At 71.2% G+C, this 19,056-nt stretch carries 19 protein-coding genes; 15 read left to right on the plus strand and 4 right to left on the minus strand.

The window, feature by feature from the left end:
* The first annotated feature begins 91 nt into the window (after positions 1 to 91).
* Positions 92 to 1,090, plus strand: a complete 999-nt coding sequence (locus ACWCO8_RS04400; protein ID WP_362012117.1) for a TAXI family TRAP transporter solute-binding subunit — start codon at positions 92 to 94, stop codon at positions 1,088 to 1,090.
* A gap of 75 nt (positions 1,091 to 1,165) precedes the next feature.
* Here ACWCO8_RS04400 and ACWCO8_RS04405 read toward each other — a convergent pair whose 3' ends face one another.
* The gene (locus tag ACWCO8_RS04405; RefSeq protein WP_451030841.1) at positions 1,166 to 2,563 is read right to left on the minus strand and encodes a sensor histidine kinase; all 1,398 of its coding nucleotides are present in this window, start codon (positions 2,561 to 2,563) and stop codon (positions 1,166 to 1,168) included.
* 15 nt (positions 2,564 to 2,578) lie between these two features.
* Complete coding sequence (locus ACWCO8_RS04410) at positions 2,579 to 3,283, minus strand: response regulator transcription factor (protein ID WP_362012111.1); 705 nt, start codon at positions 3,281 to 3,283, stop codon at positions 2,579 to 2,581.
* A gap of 288 nt (positions 3,284 to 3,571) precedes the next feature.
* Between ACWCO8_RS04410 and ACWCO8_RS04415 the strand changes: the two genes are divergently transcribed.
* The 8 genes from ACWCO8_RS04415 (at position 3,572) to ACWCO8_RS04450 (ending at position 10,086) form a co-directional block, all read left to right on the plus strand.
* A complete protein-coding gene (locus ACWCO8_RS04415; protein WP_362012108.1) occupies positions 3,572 to 4,357 on the plus strand; it encodes an amino acid ABC transporter ATP-binding protein in 786 nt (261 codons plus the stop codon).
* 62 nt (positions 4,358 to 4,419) lie between these two features.
* Entirely contained in the window at positions 4,420 to 5,337 is a 918-nt protein-coding gene (locus tag ACWCO8_RS04420; protein ID WP_451030842.1) for a glutamate ABC transporter substrate-binding protein, read from the plus strand.
* 97 nt (positions 5,338 to 5,434) lie between these two features.
* Complete coding sequence (locus ACWCO8_RS04425; RefSeq protein ID WP_451030843.1) at positions 5,435 to 6,082, plus strand: amino acid ABC transporter permease; 648 nt, start codon at positions 5,435 to 5,437, stop codon at positions 6,080 to 6,082.
* Positions 6,079 to 6,996: an amino acid ABC transporter permease gene (locus ACWCO8_RS04430; RefSeq protein ID WP_451030844.1), complete on the plus strand. Its 918-nt coding sequence runs from the start codon at positions 6,079 to 6,081 to the stop codon at positions 6,994 to 6,996. Before ACWCO8_RS04425 ends, ACWCO8_RS04430 begins: the two co-directional genes overlap by 4 nt.
* Positions 6,997 to 7,159: 163 nt before the next feature.
* Positions 7,160 to 8,902: an FAD-dependent monooxygenase gene (locus tag ACWCO8_RS04435; protein WP_451030845.1), complete on the plus strand. Its 1,743-nt coding sequence runs from the start codon at positions 7,160 to 7,162 to the stop codon at positions 8,900 to 8,902.
* A gap of 47 nt (positions 8,903 to 8,949) precedes the next feature.
* Positions 8,950 to 9,021, plus strand: a complete 72-nt coding sequence (locus ACWCO8_RS04440) for a putative leader peptide (protein ID WP_315893453.1) — start codon at positions 8,950 to 8,952, stop codon at positions 9,019 to 9,021.
* A 91-nt stretch (positions 9,022 to 9,112) separates the two neighbouring features.
* On the plus strand, positions 9,113 to 9,661 hold the full coding sequence (locus ACWCO8_RS04445; protein WP_451030846.1) for a cysteine dioxygenase: 549 nt from the start codon (positions 9,113 to 9,115) through the stop codon (positions 9,659 to 9,661).
* On the plus strand, positions 9,658 to 10,086 hold the full coding sequence (locus tag ACWCO8_RS04450) for a rhodanese-like domain-containing protein (RefSeq protein ID WP_451030847.1): 429 nt from the start codon (positions 9,658 to 9,660) through the stop codon (positions 10,084 to 10,086). Before ACWCO8_RS04445 ends, ACWCO8_RS04450 begins: the two co-directional genes overlap by 4 nt.
* A gap of 130 nt (positions 10,087 to 10,216) precedes the next feature.
* On the opposite strand, the gene recX is transcribed toward ACWCO8_RS04450, so the two are convergent.
* Together recX and recA are read right to left on the minus strand one after the other, a co-directional pair.
* Complete coding sequence (gene recX, locus ACWCO8_RS04455) at positions 10,217 to 10,783, minus strand: recombination regulator RecX (protein ID WP_362012093.1); 567 nt, start codon at positions 10,781 to 10,783, stop codon at positions 10,217 to 10,219.
* 4 nt (positions 10,784 to 10,787) lie between these two features.
* Positions 10,788 to 11,918: a recombinase RecA gene (gene recA / locus ACWCO8_RS04460; RefSeq protein ID WP_362012090.1), complete on the minus strand. Its 1,131-nt coding sequence runs from the start codon at positions 11,916 to 11,918 to the stop codon at positions 10,788 to 10,790.
* Between the two features lie 256 nt (positions 11,919 to 12,174).
* Here recA and ACWCO8_RS04465 point away from each other — a divergent pair, with 256 nt between their 5' ends.
* The 6 genes from ACWCO8_RS04465 (at position 12,175) to ACWCO8_RS04490 (ending at position 19,050) form a co-directional block, all read left to right on the plus strand.
* Positions 12,175 to 12,675 (plus strand): pyridoxamine 5'-phosphate oxidase family protein, encoded by a 501-nt coding sequence (locus ACWCO8_RS04465; protein WP_451030848.1) that lies wholly within the window; start codon positions 12,175 to 12,177, stop codon positions 12,673 to 12,675.
* A gap of 35 nt (positions 12,676 to 12,710) precedes the next feature.
* Complete coding sequence (locus ACWCO8_RS04470) at positions 12,711 to 13,937, plus strand: sensor histidine kinase (protein ID WP_451030849.1); 1,227 nt, start codon at positions 12,711 to 12,713, stop codon at positions 13,935 to 13,937.
* Positions 13,934 to 14,599, plus strand: a complete 666-nt coding sequence (locus ACWCO8_RS04475; protein WP_451030850.1) for a response regulator — start codon at positions 13,934 to 13,936, stop codon at positions 14,597 to 14,599. Before ACWCO8_RS04470 ends, ACWCO8_RS04475 begins: the two co-directional genes overlap by 4 nt.
* Before the next feature lie 145 nt (positions 14,600 to 14,744).
* The gene (locus ACWCO8_RS04480) at positions 14,745 to 16,082 is read left to right on the plus strand and encodes a cytochrome ubiquinol oxidase subunit I (RefSeq protein ID WP_451030851.1); all 1,338 of its coding nucleotides are present in this window, start codon (positions 14,745 to 14,747) and stop codon (positions 16,080 to 16,082) included.
* A gap of 11 nt (positions 16,083 to 16,093) precedes the next feature.
* Positions 16,094 to 16,870 carry a cytochrome d ubiquinol oxidase subunit II gene (locus ACWCO8_RS04485; RefSeq protein ID WP_451030852.1) on the plus strand — a complete coding sequence of 259 codons (777 nt, stop codon included), beginning with the start codon at positions 16,094 to 16,096 and terminating at the stop codon, positions 16,868 to 16,870.
* A gap of 20 nt (positions 16,871 to 16,890) precedes the next feature.
* On the plus strand, positions 16,891 to 19,050 hold the full coding sequence (locus ACWCO8_RS04490; protein WP_451030853.1) for an MMPL family transporter: 2,160 nt from the start codon (positions 16,891 to 16,893) through the stop codon (positions 19,048 to 19,050).
* The last annotated feature ends 6 nt before the right edge of the window (positions 19,051 to 19,056 follow it).

The following is a 19,056-nucleotide window of genomic DNA, read 5'->3' on the forward strand; positions in this document are numbered from 1 at the left end:
CCCCACCACGACCACCCCACCACGCGCGCGTGAAGCAGCACACCACCTCCCGGCCTGGCCAGGGTGGGGACCGAGCTGGCAGGATCGCGCCATGCTCGCCTCGTACTCCCGTTCCGCTCGCCGCCGCCTTCTCCAGGCGTCCGCGGCGGTTCTGGTGGTCTGCGGGCTGCTGGTCTGGTGGCTGGTTCCGTTCGGTACACCGGCGCCCAGCGGGCGGGTCACGTTCAGCACGGGCGTCCCCACCGGGGTCTACCAGCGGTACGGCGAGCTGCTGCGCCAGGCCCTCGCCACGGATCTGCCGGACGTGTCGATAACGCTCAAGAACAGCCAGGGCTCCCAACAGAACCTCGCCCGCCTGGCCTCCGGCGAAGCCGATTTCACCGTCGCGACCGCCGACGCCGTGGCCCAGTACCAGCGCGACGGCAAGCCGGGCCACGACCTGCTGCGCGGCTGCGCCCGGCTCTACGACGACTACGTCCAGCTCGTCGTCCGCAAGGATTCGGCCGTACGGTCCGTGGCCGATCTGCGCGGCCTGCGGGTCGGCGTCGGCCAGGAGGGCTCCGGTGTCCGGCTCATCGCGGACCGGGTCCTCGCGGCGGGCGGTCTCGCCCCCGACACCGACGTGAAGCCGGTCTCGGCCGGCATCGACACCATGCCGGGCCTGCTGGAGAACCGGCAGCTGGACGCCTTCTTCTGGTCGGGCGGCCTGCCCACCCAGGCCGTCCAGGAACTCTCCGAGCGCATCCCGGTCCGGCTGATCCCGCTCGACACCGCCCTCGTGGACAAGGTCCACAACGCGGGCAAGGCGACGCGCCACTACCGCTCCGCCGTCATCCCGGCGGAGGCCTACGCCCTGGCCCAGGACGGGCAGCCGGTGAAGACGCTGGCCGTCGCCAACCTGCTGGTGACGACGGACGCGGCGGATCCGGCGATGGTGGAGGGTTTCACCCGGACGGTGATCAGAAGCCGGGACGGCATCGGCCGCCAGGTCCACCCGGCGCAGCTGGTGGACCTCCGCACCGCGATCTACACGGAGCCCCTGTCCCTCCACGAGGGCGCCCGCCGCTACTACCGCTCCGTGAAGCCGTAAGAACCGGTACGGCACCGGAGCGGGTACGCCACGAGAAAGCGGTACAGCCCCCGCCCCGCAGCATCCGCCGCCTCCTCACCGCCCCTGCGGCCCCGTCCTCGGCACCGTGAGCGTGACCCTCAGCCCGTGCGGCTCGTGCGGCGCGTAGGCGATCGAGCCGCCGCCCGCGGCCAGCAGGACCCGGGAGATCGACAGGCCGAGGCCCGAGCCCTTGATGTTCTGGTGGCGGTTGCTGCGCCAGAAGCGGTCGCCGACCCGGTCGAGCTCCTCCTGCGTGAGCCCAGGACCCCGGTCCGCCACCACGATCGTGCAGCTGTCGCCCTCCGAGGCCACGGCGACCGTGACCTCCTCGTCCTCCGGGGTGAACTTCAGCGCGTTGTCGATCACCGCGTCGAGCGCGCTGGAGAGCGCCACCGGGTCCGCCCAGGCGGTCACCGCCCTCCGCTCCCCGAGGAGCCGTACGCCCTTCTCGTCGGCGAGGGGCCGCCAGGCGGCGATGCGCTCGGCCACGAGCGCGCCGATGTCGACGAGGCGCAGATCCGCGGCGGCGTGCTCGGCGAGCGCGAGGTCGAGGAGGTCGTCGAGGACCTGGGCGAGCCGCTTGCCCTCGGTGCGGACGGAGGCGATCTCCTCGTTCCCCTCGGGGAGTTCGAGGGCGAGCAGCTCGATGCGGAGCAGCAGCGCGGAGAGCGGGTTGCGCAACTGGTGCGAGGCGTCGGCGACGAAGGCCCGCTGCTGCTCCAGGACGTCCTCGACGTTGTCGGCCATCTCGTTGAACGAGCGTGCCAGGCGGCGCAGTTCGGGCGGCCCTCCGGCCGCGGCGACCCGGGACTTCATCCGCCCGGTGGCGATGTCGTGGGTGACCGCGTCCAGGACCCGCACGGGCTTCAGCACCCAGCCGGTGAGCCGGAAGGCCGCGCCGATGGCGACCAGCATCGCCGCGAACTCCCCGGCCGCGATGATCAGCCAGCCGCTCAGGATCCGCGAGCGCAGCTGCCCGGTGGGCGAGTCGGTCACCACGACGGCGACGACGTCACCGTCCCGTACGACCGGTGACGCGATGGTGAGGCGGGCGTGCGGCTGCCACGGCCACACCTGCGGCGGGTCGTGGCTGCGGCGCCCGAGCAGGGCCTCGTTGAAAGCGCGGCGCCCCTCACCCTCGTAGGGGACGACCCAGTCCTCGGGCGCGGCGGCCATGGCCCGGTTGTCGCGGAAGAAGATGCCCGTACGGATGCCGTAGACGTCGTGGTAGCTGGCGAGTTCGCCGCGGAGCGTGGTGCGGCGCTCGTCGACGAAGGGTTCGGACTCGTTGACGAACTGGGCGAGAGCGGCGAACCGGGCCCCGTCGTCGAGCCGGTCGACGACCACGCGCTGCTGCTCGGCCGCGGCGAGGCTGGCGGCGAGCGGGAAGCCGAGGGCGAGGAGCACCCCGGCCATCAGGACGAGGAGGAGCGGAAGGAGGCGTGTGCGCACGAAGGACCCGGACGGCTAGGCGGCAGGGGCGACCAGGCGGTAGCCGACGCCGCGCACGGTCTCGATCAGGGCGGGCATGGCCAACTTGGAACGGAGCGAGGCCACGTGCACCTCGAGGGTGCGGCCGGTCCCTTCCCAATTGGTGCGCCAGACCTCGCTGATGATCTGCTCGCGCCGGAAGACCACACCGGGCCGCTGCGCGAGCAGGGCCAGCAGGTCGAACTCCTTGCGGGTGAGCGGCACGGCCGCGCCGTCGACGCTGACCCGCCGGGTGGGCAGCTCGATGACGACCGAGCCGAGCCGCAGCGCGGCGTCGTCACCGGCCGAGCCGGTCTCCTCGCCCACGCCGGTGCGCCGGCTGACGGCGTGGATCCGGGCGAGCAGCTCTCCGGTGTCGTACGGCTTGACCACGTAGTCGTCGGCCCCGAGGTTGAGGCCGTGTATCCGGGACCGTACGTCGGCACGCGCCGTCACCATGATCACCGGGGTGGTGGTGAGCTTCCGGATCCGGCCGCAGACCTGGTAGCCGTCCTGGTCGGGCAGACCGAGATCGAGCAGGATCACCCCGAAGGAAGGGCGCTCGCCGTGCGCGGCGGGCAGCACCGCCTGGAGGGCCTCCTCGCCGTTCCTGGCGTGCGTGACGGTGAAACCGTGCTTGGCCAGTACGGCGGACAGAGCCGCGGCCACGTGATCGTCGTCCTCGACGAGCAGGAGTCTCATGGCCCCCTCCGGTGGCTCGGTGATCGTGGGTGCGCCATCTCCTGATGGCAATCTGCATGGCTATCCGTGTACCTACGCATGAACGCCGATGGTCGCCGTCACAGTCAAGTCTCCCCCAGTTACGCAGGGGTTTCCGTTATGCACCCGGTACGCCACCGGGTGCCCCCTTCACGCAGCGTGTCCGGCCGAGGCCTTTTCGTTATCCTCAATTTCCGCTCAGATGTGATGACGGTCATCCCGCGGCGTGTCTAGTGTCCTCCCCAACCGAGGAGGACGGAGCAAAAGCCGATGAGCGGAGTGTCAGTGACCAAGGGCTCGGAAGACGCCATAGCGGCGGCCGGTGACCTGGTCGTGCTGTCCAACGTGAACAAGCACTTCGGCGCGCTGCATGTGCTCCAGGACATCGACCTGACCATCGCCCGTGGCGAGGTCGTGGTCGTGATCGGGCCTTCGGGTTCCGGCAAGTCCACACTGTGTCGCACCATCAACCGCCTGGAGACGATCGACTCCGGCGCCATCACGATCGACAACCGGCCGCTGCCCCAGGAGGGCAAGGAGCTGGCCCGGCTGCGCGCCGACGTCGGCATGGTCTTCCAGTCCTTCAATCTCTTCGCGCACAAGACTGTGCTCGAGAACGTGATGCTGGGCCAGGTGAAGGTCCGCAAGACGGCCAAGGCGGCCGCCGAGTCCAAGGCTCGCGCGCTGCTCGACCGGGTGGGTGTCGGCACCCAGGCGGACAAGTACCCGGCCCAGCTGTCGGGCGGTCAGCAGCAACGTGTCGCGATCGCGCGGGCGTTGGCGATGGACCCGAAGGTCATGCTCTTCGACGAGCCGACCTCGGCTCTCGACCCCGAGATGATCAACGAGGTTCTCGAGGTCATGCAGCAGCTGGCCCGGGACGGCATGACCATGGTCGTCGTGACCCACGAGATGGGGTTCGCGCGTTCCGCCGCCAACCGCGTGGTGTTCATGGCGGACGGCAAGATCGTCGAGCAGGCCACGCCGGACGAGTTCTTCAGCAACCCGCGAAGCGACCGCGCCAAGGACTTCCTTTCGAAAATCCTGCACCACTGACGGCGGTCGGCCCCATGCTTCAACCTGCCGTTCAACAACCCACGAATCAAGGGATGTTCACCATGAAGCTCCGCAAGACCGCGGCCCTGGCCGTCGCCGTACTCGCGCTGACCGCGACCGCCTGTGGTGGCAAGGAGGGCTCGGCCGGCGACAAGCCCGCCGTGAAGCCCGGCGACTCGAGCGCCCCGCAGCTCCCCAAGTACATCGTCGCCACCGATGTGAAGCTGGAGTCGCCGACCTTCAAGGAGGCGCAGAAGCGCGGCAAGCTGATCATCGGCTCCAAGGCCGACCAGCCGTACCTCGGCTTCGAGGACCAGGCGACCAAGGAGCGGTCCGGCTTCGACATCGAGATCGCCAAGATGATCGCGGCGGAGCTCGGCTTCACCGAGGACAAGATCGAGTGGATGACCGTCGACTCGAAGTCCCGTGAGTCGACGATCTCGCTCGGCAAGATCGACTACTACGTCGGTACGTACACGATCAACGACAAGCGCAAGGCGCTCGTCAGCTTCGCGGGTCCGTACTACAAGGCCGGCGCCGACCTCCTGGTCCGCAAGGACGAGACCGCGATCACCGGTCCGGAGACCCTCAAGGGCAAGAAGGTCTGCTCCATCACGGGCTCGACCCCGCTGCAGGAGATCAAGAAGCCCCAGTACGGCGCCGAGACCACCGAGCTCGCGAAGTACTCGGACTGCGTGCAGCAGCTGCTCACCAAGCAGGTCGACGCGGTCACCACCGACGACGCGATCCTCAAGGGCTACGCCGCCGCCAACAAGGGCAAGCTCAAGGTCGTCGGCAAGCCGTTCACCGAGGAGCCCTACGGCGTCGGCCTGAACAAGGACGACAAGATCCTGCGCGACAAGATCAGCGACATCCTCGAGAAGAACATCAAGGACGGCACGTACAAGAAGATCTACGAGGCGACTCTGGGTCTGTCCGGCTCCTCGTACGTCGAGCCGCCGGCGCTCGTCCGCTACTGATCCTCCCTCGAAGTCGAGCGCCCCGTACGGGAGTACGGAGTACGGGGCGCCGCTCACCCTGCCCTCAAGCCGCTGATACCGCCGACGCGGAGACCTCATGAACGTACTGCTCGACCATTTCCCGGAGTTCCGCGACGGATTCATAGGAACCGTGTCGATCACCGCCGTCAGCTCGGTCATCGCGCTGGTCCTCGGCATCGTCGTCGCCGGCTTCCGGGTCTCGCCCGTCCCTCCGTTGCGCTGGTTCGGGACCGCCTGGGTCACGCTGCTGCGCAACACCCCCCTGACGCTGCTCTTCCTGATCTCGTTCTTCGTGGTCCCCGAGATCCTGTTCCCGGGCATGAGCCCGTTCGTGCTCGGCTCGCTCGCGCTCGGCTTCTACACCTCCGCGTTCGTCTGCGAGGCGGTCCGCTCCGGCATCAGCACCGTGCCGATCGGCCAGGCGGAGGCCGCCCGTTCGCTCGGCATGACGTTCTCGCAGACGCTGCGGATGATCGTGCTGCCGCAGGCCACCCGGACCGTACTGCCTCCGCTGAGCTCGATCTTCATCGCGCTCACCAAGAACTCGGCCATCGCGGGCGCCTTCAGTGTCACCGAACTCTTCGGCTGGCAGACGCTGATGAGCGAGCAGGGCTACGCCATCGGCCCCATCTTCCTGTGGGTGGCAGCCGCGTACCTCGTCGTCACCTTCACCATCAGCGGGATCTTCCGTCTCCTTGAGCGCCGCATGGAGGTCGCCCGATGAGTGCCAGCGTTCTCTTCGACACCCCCGGCCCCAAGGCGCGGGTCCGCAACCGGATCTACGCCGTGGTGGGCACCCTCGCCATCGTCGCGCTGCTCGCGGTGAGCGTGGTCCGGCTCGCCGACAAGGGGCACCTCGCCCCCGAGATGTGGGACATCTTCAACTACGCGGGCATTCGGCAGAACATCGCCGACGCCCTCCTCGCCACCCTGAAGGCGTTCGGCCTCGCGGCCGTCGGCTCGCTCGTCCTCGGTGTGCTGCTCGCCGTCGCCCGGCTCTCCGACCACGCGCCCGTCCGGGTGGTGGCCACCGGCTTCATCGAGATCTTCCGCTCCATCCCGCTACTGATCACGATCTACGCCGTCTGGGTCGCCTTCCTGGTCGACTACTCGATGTGGGCGCTGGCCATCGGCCTGTCGATCTACAACGGCTGCGTCCAGGCCGAGGTGCTCCGCGCCGGCGTGAACGCCGTCCCGAAGGGGCAGCGCGAGGCCGCGTACGCCCTCGGCATGAGCAAGACGCAGGTCATGACGACGGTCCTGATGCCGCAGGCCGTCCGGGCGATGCTGCCGACGATCATCAGCCAGCTGGTGGTCACCCTGAAGGACACCTCGCTCGGCTTCGTGATCCTCTACCCCGAGCTCCTGTACTCGGCCCGACTGATCGCCTCCAACACGCAGGTCAACGGCCAGTACCCGTACGTGTCCACGATCGTGGTCTTCGGCGTCATCTACATCGCGCTCTGCCTGGCGCTCTCCGCGCTCGCCACCTGGATCGAGAAGCGGGGCCGCCGGTCCAAGACGGGCGTCCTCGCCCCGGCCGCCGCGGCCCAGGAGATCGTGCTCACGGCCGACCCCGGGAACTCCTTCGGCAACGGGGGCGACGGCCCGGACGGGTCCGGCATCTCGAAGAACTGACAGTATGTGACATCATCCGGGGGCAGTGGCGGTCGCGCCGCTGCCCCCGTCGCTTGACGCAAGCACCCGCAATGGGTTGCATACGTTCTGTGATCACGCACCGGGCTCGCGCCACACTTCGCTGTGCTACCCGCATGACCGAACGGCCTTCAGGAGCCGCGCCGTGGACCCGGTGATCATCGTCGGCGCGGGGCCCGTGGGCCTCGCGCTCTCCCTTGCCCTGGCCTCGCAGGGAGTCCCCTCCGTCGTCCTCGACGAGGGCCCCGGCAAGGAGGATCCGCGCCCCGCCCGTACGGTCGTGCTGCGCGCGGACATGGCCGCGATGGTCGAACGCCTCGGCTGCGCCACGCTGCGTGACGAGGGGGTCCGCTGGGTCGGCTGGCGATCCGTGCGACGCAGGCAACAGATGAGGCACATCGAACTCAGTCTCGGTCTCGGCGACACGGAGAGCGACGGCGAGGGTCCGGCGGCTCCGCTGCACATCCCGCAGCACGCCCTCGCGCGCGGTCTGCGCGACGCGATCGCCGGACAGGAGCTGATCCAGCTCGTCACCGACGCCCGCCTCGACACGATCGAGCAGGACGCGAGCGGGGTCACGGCGCACACCCGCGGCTCCTCCGGAACCGGAACGAGCGGTGGTACGAGCGGCACGAGCCGTACCAGCCGTACGAGTGGCAGCGGCGGCACCTGGTGGCGCGGGAGCCATCTGGTCGGCTGCGACGGCGCCCGTTCCACGGTCCGCAAGCTGCTCTCGATCCGCTTCCCCGGGCGTACGGCGGTGGAGCGGCACGCGGTGGCCGCCCTGCGCACCGAACTCCCTTGGCCCGGCGAGGCCCTGTTGCACCGTCAGCCGCCGTGGCGGGGCGGCGGTGAGGAGGTCACGGCCCGCCCGCTGCCGGACGGGGTCTGGCGGATCGACTGGCTGCTTCCGGCCCGCGGCGACCTCGTCACCCCGGACGCCCTGGTCACCAAGATCCGCGACACCCTCGCCGGCTGGTGCGGTGGGGTGACTCCGCCGTACGAGTTGATCGACACCGGTGTCCACACGCTGCACCACCGGCTCGCGAAGCGCTGGCGCGTGGACCGGGTGTTCCTGGCGGGCGACGCGGCGCATCTGCTGGGCGCGGTGGGCACGCAGGGCCTCGACGAGGGGCTGCGGGACGCCGACAACCTGGCCTGGAAGCTCGCGTACGCCTGGCACCACGGGGCCTCGGACACGCTCCTCGACAGCTACCAGAGCGAGCGGCGGGCCGCCGTCGCCTCCCGGCTTCGCGCCGCCGACCAGTCGCTTCCGGTACTCAGGGGCGGCGGGGGCCTGCGGACGTACCTGCCCGGCGGGTCCCGCAGCCACGACGTGCTGTTGACGGACGGTCATCTCGGGCGCGGACCGCTGGGGGCGCCTCCCGCCTACCCGCACTCCCCCCTCGCACCCCAGGACGCCGGGGCGTCACGGAGCGTGGTGGGCACCGGGGCGGGTGCGCCGGTCGAGGACGTACGCGTGACGGCGCCGGACGGCACGACCGTACGGCTCCGGGACCGGCTCGGTCAGGGGCGGCTCCTGGTGGTCCTTGTCGCCCCCGGGACGGGGGTGTGGGACCGGCGGCACTGGGTGAGCGCGGGGGTGATGCCGCGGCTCGCGGAGGCCGTACGGGCCCTGCCGGTGAAGGCGGAACTGCTGGTGACGGAGGCGTATCCGGGCGCGGTCGCCCACACCGTCCTGCTGGTACGTCCGGACGGGCATCTGGTCGCCTCGTTCCCGGGGGTCCGGCCGGACGAGCTGTACGCGGCGGCCGACGCGACCCGGGGCGGCAAGGCGGAGCCCACGGGGAGCGGGGGGACCGAGGGCTCGCGGAGGGCCATCTCACGAGGGGCGACGCCGAGCGACCGTACTGCGGACATCAATTGACCCTCGCGGGCGCACATGGTGTACTCCGGAGCGTGACCGACACCGATGTGCGCCTGTGGCGGAGGGTCCATATGGATCTTCTCCGTTTCGCGGGCTGCGTGTGTCGCCCGTCCTGCTGAATTCGCCCCTTCCTTCGCGTGCTCTCGGCCGCCGACCGGTGTCGGCGTGGCTGTCGCGCGTCTCTTCCGCGAACTTCCAGGACGGTTCTCCGTGCCCCAGCCTGCCTCCCCCTCCCCCGCCGTTCCTTCCGTCGTCCGTTCGGCCGCCGCGCCGACGGCGGCGGACCTGCTGGACTTCGTCCGTCGAACGGCGGCGGACGACGCACTGATCGACTCCCTTCCCCTCGATCCCGAGGGCCGTACGTGGGTGCGGCTCGACGGCCCCGGTGGCAGCGAGGCCTGGCTGATCGGCTGGCCGCCCGGCACGGGCACGGGCTGGCACGACCACGCCGAGTCGCACGGCGCGTTCACCACGGCGCGCGGCGCGCTGCGGGAGAGCTCCCTCGCGGTGCGACTGCCGTCCGGTGGCTGGAAGACCCTGGAGCTGGCCGACGGCGTCGACCGGGAGCGGCGCCTGCCAGCAGGCAAGGGGCGCGCGTTCGGGCAGCACCATGTGCACGAGGTGCTCAACGACTCCGCCGACACCCACGCCGTGTCGGTCCACGCGTACTATCCGCCGCTCCCGTTGATCCGGCGTTTCAGCCGGTCGGGCGCGGTACTCCGTCTTGAGCAGGTCGAGCGTCCGGAGGACTGGCAGTGAGTGAGCGGCGGGCAGACGAGCGGGTGGGGATCGACGAGCTTCTCGAGCGGGTCAGGTCGGGGATCGACCGGATCGAGGCGCGGGCGGCCCATGAGGCGTACGAGGCGGGTGACGCGCTGCTGGTCGACACCCGGTACGCGGCGCTGCGCGAGCGGGACGGGCTGGTTCCGGGTGCGTTGATCGTGGAGCGCAATGAACTGGAGTGGCGGCTCGACCCGTTGGGCAGCCACCGCGCGCCGGAGGCGGACAGCCACGACCTGCGGGTGGTGGTGTTCTGCAACGAGGGGTACGCGTCCTCGCTGGCGGTGGCGTCACTGCGGCAGTTGGGGCTGCACCGCGCGACGGATGTGATCGGCGGCTTCCAGGCGTGGAAGGCGGCAGGCCTGCCGGTACTCCCGCCGGGGACACCGGGCACGCCTGCGTAGCGGGTACGCCTGCGTATGGGGCACGCCTGCGTAGCGGGTACGCGCACCCCGCCCCGCATGGGGCCGCGCTGCACGGAGCCGCGGCTACACGGGGCCGCCCCCGCCCCTCGGCGGCCCCCCGGACCTCGGGTCAGAAGGGCTCGTCCAGGCCCTCCGTGTCCTCGCCCTCGGCCTCCAGGGCCTGGCGGACGACCCTGAGGGCCATGCCCTCGGGGTAGCCCTTGCGGGCGAGCATGCCGGCGAGCCGGCGCAGCCGGCGGTCCCGGTCGAGGCCGCGGGTGGCGCGGAGCTTGCGGTCGACGAGCTCGCGCGCCGTGATCTCCTCCTGCTCGGAGTCCAGTTGGCCCACGGCGTCCTGGATGAGCGAGGGGTCGACGCCCTTGGTGCGCAGTTCGCGGGCGAGGGCCCGGCGGGCAAGTCCGCGCCCGTGGTGCCGCGACTCCACCCAGGCGTCCGCGAAGGCGGCGTCGTCGATCAGCCCGACGTCCTCGAAGCGGGAGAGGACCTCTTCGGCGACCTCGTCGGGGATCTCGCGCTTGCGCAGGGCGTCGGCGAGTTGTTTGCGCGTACGGGGGGTCCCGGTGAGCAGGCGCAGGCAGATCGCCCGCGCCCGCTCAGCCGGATCCTGGGGCGACAGCTCCTTCTCGGCCCTCGACGAGTCGGGGCTGTCGCCCGGCCATTCGGTGCGACCGGTCACTGGCTCAGCTCTTGGCCGCCGGGGCCTTGGTCGCCTTGGTGGCCTTGGCCGCCGGGGCGGTCTTGGCCGCGTCGTCCGTCGCGGTGGCGGTGGCCGCCTCCGCGCCGTCCGTGGTCTCCTCGGCCGGGGCGGCACCCGGCCGGACGCCGACGCCCAGCTTCTCCTTGATCTTCCGCTCGATCTCGTCGGCGAGGTCGGGGTTGTCCTTCAGGAAGTTGCGGGCGTTCTCCTTGCCCTGGCCGAGCTGGTCGCCCTCGTACGTGTACCAGGCGCCGGCCTTGCGGACGAAGCCGTGCTCCACGCCCATGTCGATCAGGCCGCCCTCGCGGCTGATGCCCTGGCCGTAGAGGATGTCGAACTCGGCCTGCTTGAACGGCGGCGCGACCTTGTTCTTGACGACCTTGACGCGGGTGCGGTTGCCGACGGCGTCGGTGCCGTCCTTGAGGGTCTCGATACGACGGATGTCGAGACGCACCGAGGCGTAGAACTTCAGGGCGCGGCCACCGGTCGTGGTCTCCGGCGAGCCGAACATGACGCCGATCTTCTCGCGGAGCTGGTTGATGAAGATCGCGGTGGTCTTGGACTGGTTGAGCGCGCTGGTGATCTTCCGGAGGGCCTGGCTCATCAGTCGGGCCTGGAGACCCACGTGCGAGTCGCCCATCTCGCCCTCGATCTCCGCGCGCGGGACGAGCGCGGCGACGGAGTCGATGACGATCAGGTCGAGGGCGCCGGAGCGGACCAGCATGTCGACGATCTCGAGGGCCTGCTCGCCGTTGTCCGGCTGGGACAGGATGAGGTTGTCGATGTCGACGCCGAGCTTCTTGGCGTACTCGGGGTCGAGGGCGTGCTCGGCGTCCACGAAGGCGACCTGGCCGCCGGCCTTCTGGGCGTTGGCGACGGCGTGCAGCGTGAGGGTCGTCTTACCGGAGGACTCCGGGCCGTAGATCTCCACGACACGGCCGCGGGGCAGGCCGCCGACGCCGAGCGCGATGTCGAGGGCGGTCGAGCCGGTGGAGATCACCTCGATCGGCTCCTGGGTGCGGTCGCCCATGCGCATCACGGCACCCTTGCCGAATTGCCGTTCAATCTGCGCGAGTGCGGCTTCGAGTGCCTTCTCGCGGTCGGTACCTGCCATGGGTTCCACCCGGTTTGCTTGAGTCGATCGCTTCATGTGAAAGACGCTAACCCCTGCCACTGACAATGGGCTCCGACGTCCCTCCGACCTGTGGATAACTCGCCCACAACCCCGCGACTCCAAGGGCCGGAATCCCATAAGAATGGATGTTCGATTTTGGTGTCAAGCGCACCACGCGGGCTCACGGCCACCGTCCGAGGCGTCCCGGCCTAGGGTGGAGGGAGTGCTGGAACGCCCCGGAGAGGTGGGTCCGATCGTGCGGCCGAGTGAGATCACCGAGGTCCTGAACCGTCCGACCAGCCAGGAGCTGCTGGCCCGCGACGTCACCAGGCTGGCCTACGTCGCCGAGGACGGCACTCCGCGGGCGATCCCGATCGCCTTCGCCTGGAACGGCACGGAGATCGTCATGTGTACCCCGCCCAACGCCCCCAAGCTGGCGGCCCTGCGCGTCAACCCGGCGGTCGCCCTGACGATCGACACCGAGGTCCACCCGCCGATGATCCTGCTGGTCCGCGGCCGGGCCGAACTGGACCCCGTCGACGGCATCCCGGACGAGTTCCTCCAGGCGAACACCTCGTACGAGATGACGCCCGAGCAGCGGGTCACCTGGGAGGCCGAGGTCCGTTCGCTCTACGCCGACGGCATGGTGCGGATCGTCGTGACCCCGACCTGGGCGAAGCTGATCGACTTCGAGACGACCCTGCCGACCGCGGTCGAGGAGCTCGTACGCGCGCGTGAGGAGCGTCGACGCGCCTGAACGGCCCCGCACCGCGCCCGCCTATCCTTCCTGACATGCCCCTCCCCTTCCGCGTCCGTGGCGGCGGCATGCCCCCGCGGGCCGCCGATGCCGTCGTGGCCCTGGTCGTCACCCTCGTCGTGACGGTCTGGACGCTGCTGTCCGCGCGGAACGTGGACGAGCCGGTGGGCAGGACGGTCGTCGCCTGGGCGCTGATCGCGGTCGGCTGCGGGGCGCTCGCCTTCCGGCGGCGGGCTCCCGTCGCCGTGGCCGTCGTGACCCTGATCGCCTGTGTCGTCTACTACCCGGTGTCGGCGCAGGACGGGCCCCTGATGATCACCTTCGCCCTCGCGCTGTACACGACGGCGGCGGAGGGCCGGTTCGTCGCGGCCGTCGCGCTGGCTGCCGTGACGCTGCTCGCGGTCGGCCTCGGCGAGTTCCGGCAGGAGGGCGGCCGCCGGCAGATCGACGACACCTCGCTCGCGATGCTGGCCGGCTGGCTGATCAGTCTCGTCGCCGTGGGCCGCGCCCAGCGGACCCGGATCGCCTATCTCCACGAAGTGGAGCAGCGGGCGCTCGCCGCCGAGCGGGAGCAGGAGGCGCGGGCCCGGCAGAGCGCCACGGAGGAGCGGCTGCGGATCGCCCGGGAGCTGCACGACGTGCTCGGCCACAGCGTCTCGCTGATCAACGTGCAGTCGGGGGCGGTCCTGCACCGGCTGAGCAAGAAACCGGAGCCCGAGATCGCGCTGGCCGCGGCCGAGGAGGCGCTCCAGGCGGTGAAGGCCACCAGCAAGGACGCGCTGCGCGAGCTGCGCGCCACGCTCGGGGTGCTGCGCCAGGCCGACGAGGCCGCGCCGACGGGCCCGACCTCCGGACTCGCCCTGCTCGGGGAGCTGGTCGAGCGGGCCAGGAGCACGGGCCTCGACGTCCGCACGGAGCTGACGGGCACCCCCGTACCGCTGGCGCCTCCGGTCGATCTCGCCGCTTACCGGATCGTCCAGGAGTCGCTGACCAACGTGACCCGGCACTCGGGTGCCCGTACCGCCACGATCGCCCTCGACTGGCGCGCCGACGAGCTGCGGCTCCGCATCGAGGACGACGGCGAGGGGGCTCCCGAGGAGCTGCCGCTGGGCAGCGGCATCCGGGGCATGGCCGAGCGGGCCCGGGCCTTCGGCGGCGAACTGACCGCGCACAGCACGCCCGAGGGCTTCCGGGTGGACGCCCGTCTTCCGCTCGCCGCACCCGCGTCGACGACCACCACGTCCGAGGGGGACCCCCGATGATCCGCGTCGTACTCGCCGACGACCAGACCCTGGTCCGGGCCGGGTTCCGCTCGATCCTGGCCGACGAGGACGACATCGAGGTGGTCGGGGAGGCCGGGGACGGGGAGCAGGCGATCGCGCTCGCCCGCGAACTGCGCCCGGACGTGGTCCTGATGGACATCAGGATGCCCGTGCTCGACGGCCTGGAGGCCACCCGCCGGATCACCGCCGACGCCCGGCTCGAAGGGGTCCGGGTCGTCATCCTGACCACCTTCGACGTCGACGACCACGTGTACGGGGCGCTACGCGCCGGGGCGAGCGGCTTCCTCGTCAAGGACACCGAGCCGATGGAGCTGCTGCACGGGGTACGGGTGGTGGCCCGCGGCGACGCGCTGATCGCCCCGGCCGTGACCCGCCGGCTGATCGCGGAGTTCGCGAGCCGCTCGAAGCAGCCGGATCCGAGCCCGCGCCTGAACGCCCTGACCGAACGGGAGCGCGAGGTGATGGGCCTGGTGGGGGCGGGGCTCTCCAACGACGAGATCGCCCAGCGCCTGGTCCTCTCCCCGGCGACCGCGAAGACGCACGTCAGCCGGATCATGACCAAGCTGGACGTCCGGGACCGGGCGCAGCTGGTGATCCTCGCGTACGAGTCGGGGATGATCACGCCCGGCTGGCTGGGCTGACACCCGGCCGACGTCCCCTAGGGGGCACACGCGCGTGGGCGCAACTCCTGGGGTACGCGCGCGTGGGGCGGCGCAACCGCGGGGGTACGGCCACTGACACCGCCGGGCGACGCGGGCCCCGTAGCCGTACGCCGACGCTGGCTGCGTGAACCCAGACGTCCTCGATCTCGCCCGGCTGCAGTTCGCCCTCACGGCGGGCGGCCACTTCCTCTTCGTCGCGCTGACGCTGGGGCTCGCGACCGTGGTCGCCGTCGTCCAGACGGTGGCGACGATCGGACGGAAGCCCGTGCACGCGCGCATGGTCCGCTACTGGGGCCAGCTGTACGTGATCAACTACGCGGTCGGGATCGTCACCGGCATCGTGATGGAGTTCCAGTTCGGAATGAGCTGGAGCGGGCTGACGCACTACGCGGGCAATGTCTTCGGCGCCTCGCTCGCGGTCGAGACGATCGTCGCGTTCTTCGTCGAGTCGACCTTCCTCGGGCTGTGGATCTTCGGCTGGCACAGGTTCAACCGGTGGGTCCATCTGGCGATGATCTGGATCGTCACGCTGACCGCGTACCTGTCGGCGTACTGGATCCTCGTCTCCAACGGCTTCCTCAACCACCCGGTCGGGTACCGCGTGGCCGAGGGCGGCGACATGCTCGTCCTGGACGACCCGGTCGCCGTGCTGACCAACCCCTCGGCGCTGCTCGCGTTCGGGCACATCCTCGCCGGAGCGCTGCTCACGGCCGGCTTCTTCGTGGCCGGCGTCAGCGCGTACCACCTGTTCCGGCGGACGCCCGAGTGGGAGTTCTTCGGCCGGAGCCTGCGGATCGGGGTATTCCTCTCGTTCCCCGCGCTGATGGTCACGGCGGTCTTCGGCGGCGTCCAGTTGGCCACGTTGAGCACCTTCCAGCCCATGAAGTCGGCCGTGTTCAGTCAGAAGACCGCCGAAATCGCGCGGATCCAGGCGGACATGGTCGCCCGGTTCGGCCCCGGTGACTACGTCCCCTCCGAGGCGTGGACCCGCGGCGGCGGGCTGATCATGCTCATCTGCTTCGCCCTGATGATGTACTTCACCTTCGCCGGCGTGATCCTGGCCTGTTTCAGGACGGTCGTCTTCCGCTTCCGGCTCTGGCATCTGGCCCTCATGGCCGCCGTACCGCTGCCCTACCTCGCGATGATCAGCGGCTGGGTGTTCCGCGAGGCGGGCCGCCAGCCCTGGGTCGTGTACGGCCTCTTGAAGACCGAGGACGCGGTCTCCGACCTCTCCCCCGGCGCCATGCGCGCCTCGCTGATCGTCTTCACCACCCTCTTCGGGCTGCTCGTCGTCCTCAACGCCTGGCTGCTCGCCCGGACCGCCCGCCGGGGCCCGGTCGACGCCGGTCTCGGCCACGACGACCGGGACGGACGCGAGGACGGACGCGGGACCGGATCCGACGGAAGCCCCGACGACGGTCCCGAAGACCCCGCCGACTCCCTGCCCGCCACGAGCTACTGAGGAGCCCGGCCGTGGAAACCCTCGCCATCGCCCTGCTCGCCTTCTTCGCGACCGGCTACTTCGTGCTCGCGGGCGCCGACATCGGAACCGGGATGCTCAGCCCGTACCTGGGGCGCACCGACCGCGAACGCCGGCTCGTCATCGCCTCCTTCGCGCCCTTCTTCCTGGGCAACGAGGTGTGGCTGATCGCCACGGCGGGCGTGCTCGTCGGCTGCTTCCCCGACGTCGAGGGGGAGCTGCTGACCGGCCAGTTCACGGTCCTCGTCCCCCTGCTGACCGGCTGGATCGTCCGCGACCTCGGGCTGTGGTCGCGCGGCCGTGGGCCGGGGCGGCGCTGGCGGGCGGCCTGCGACGGCGCGGTGGTGTGCGGCAGCTGGACGGTCGCCCTGTCCTGGGGGTGGCTGCTGGCCGCGCCGCTGACCGGTGCGCCGTACGAGCGGGCCGGCGGCGTGACCGCGGTCCTCGTCGCCCTCGCCACGGCCGCCCTGTTCGCCGCGCACGGGCTCGGTTTCGCCGCGCTCCGGCTGACGGGTCTGCCGTACGAACGCGCCCGGCTGCTCGTCGGCCGGACCGGGCGGTGGCAGTCCTTCGCGCTCACCGCCGCCCTGCTCGGCGCCCTCCCGCTGCTCGCCGGGAGCGCCCTCCCGCTGACCGAGCGGGCCGCCGACGGCGCCACGCTCGCCCTGCTCGTGCCCGCGCTGCTCGTCGCCACCCCGTTCCTCGTCGCCGCCCAGGTGTGGACCTGGCGGACCTTCCGGCACCGGGTGACCCGTCCCTCGTACCTGTAACTACCAGAAGGGGAAAGACCATGACCGTCACGCGGGACACCGATCCCACGACGAACCCACCGACCCGGCGGGGCAGCGTCTTCGAGCGCCTGGCCGGCTTCTCGTACCGCCACCGCTGGTCCGCCGTGCTGCTGTGGATCGTCGTGGTGGTCGCCGCGACCGGCGCCTCGACGGCGGTCGGGAGCGCGTACCACAACGACTTCTCGCTGCCCGGCACCGATTCGCAGGCGGCCAGGACCGTCCTTGAGCGGCACGGCTCCGACCAGGCCACGGACGCCACCCTGCAGATCGTCGTCAAGGACGAGCGGGGCGTCCGGGAGAAGACCGTCCACGCGCGCGTGGAGGGACTGCTCGACACGGTCGAGGGCCTCCCCGGCGTGACGGACGTCCGCAGCCCGTACGAGGAGAGGGCGGCGGTCTCCGGTGACGGCACCGTCGCCTACGCCACCGTCACCCTCGACGGCGCGGCGGAGAACACCGACCGCACCGAGGTCCTGAAGATCATCGACACCGTGCGGGAGGCGCAGGGCGACGGGCTGACCGCCGCCGTCGGCGGTGACGCGGCACGCGGCGCCGAGGAGGGCGGCGGGGGGCCTGCCGAGGGCGCGGGCATGCTGGGGGCCCTGGTGATCCTGGTCTTCCTGTTCGGGTCCCTGGTCGCGGCGAGCCTGCCCGTGGTCACCGCGCTCTTCGCGGTCGGCAGCTCCATCGGGCTGATCGCGCTCGCCTCGCACCTCGCGGACGTCGCGGACTTCACTCCGCCCATCATGATGCTGGTCGGCCTCGGGGTCGGCATCGACTACGCGCTGCTGATCTTCTCCCGCCACCGCACCGAACTGCTCCACGGCGCCGAGCCCGAGCAGGCCGCCAGGACCGCGCTCGACGCGGCGGGACGCACGGTCTTCTTCGCCGGCTGCACGGTGATCATCGCGCTGATGGGTCTGGTCGTGCTCGGCCTCGGCTCGCTGCAGGGCGTGGCGCTCGCCGTCGCGCTGACCGTCCTCGTCACGATGGCCGCCTCGCTCACCCTGCTCCCGGCGCTGCTCGCCCTCTTCGGCCGGCGCATCCAGCGCCAGGTCGCCCGGCGGGCCGCGAAGGCGAAGCGCCTGGAGGGCGCCCGCTGGCGCGGCTGGGCGACGGCCGTGCAGAAGCAGCCGTGGGCGGCGCTGCTGGTGTCCGTGGTGGCCCTGGGCGCGCTCGCCGCGCCCGCGCTCGACATGCGGCTCGGCTTCGCCGACGCGGGCAACGACGCCCCGGCGAAGTCCAGCAGGCAGGCGTACGACCTGCTGGCCGAGGGCTTCGGGCCCGGCTTCAACGGGCCGCTGATCGTCGTCGCGGACGGCGGCGGGGAGCGCGCCGCGGCCGCTCTGCGTCAGGCCCTGGAGAACACCGACGGCATCGCGGCGGCGACCGCCCCGATCCCGACGCGGGACGCGGCCGTCTCGACCGTCATCGCCTTCCCGGCGTCGGCGCCCCAGGCCGAGGCGACCTCGGAGCTCGTCGACCGGCTGCGCTCCGAGGTCCTGCCGCCGGTGGAGCGGGCGACCGGCGCCGATCTGCTGGTCGGCGGACCGACGGCGGCGACCGAGGACTTCGCCGCCACCGTCGCGGACCGGATGCCGCTCTTCGTCGCCGTCGTCGTCGGCCTCTCCATGGTCCTGCTGCTCCTCGTCTTCCGGTCCGTGCTGATCCCGGTCAAGGCGGCGCTGCTCAATCTGGTGAGCATCGGAGCGGCCCTCGGGGTGATCACCCTGGTCTTCCAGCACGGCTGGTTCGGGGTGGAGCCCGGCCCGATCGAGGCGTTCATCCCGGTGATGATCTTCGCGATCGTCTTCGGTCTGTCGATGGACTACGAGGTCTTCCTGCTCTCCCGGATCCACGAGGAGTGGGAGCGCACCCAGGACCCGCAGGGCGCGGTGCGGGAGGGCCTCGCGGCGACCGGGAAGGTCATCACGGCCGCCGCGGCGATCATGATCGTGGTGTTCTCGGCCTTCGTCCTCAGCCCCGACCGGATGCTCCAGCAGTTCGGGCTCGGCCTGGCCGTGGCGATCCTCCTTGACGCGGTGGTCATCCGCTGCCTGATCGTGCCCGCGGTCATGCAGCTGCTCGGCCGGCGCGCGTGGTGGCTCCCGGCGCCGCTGGCGCGGGTCCTGCCGAAGGTCCGGCTGGAACGCGACTGACGCCGC

Source organism: Streptomyces sp. NPDC001927, from assembly GCF_053594455.1.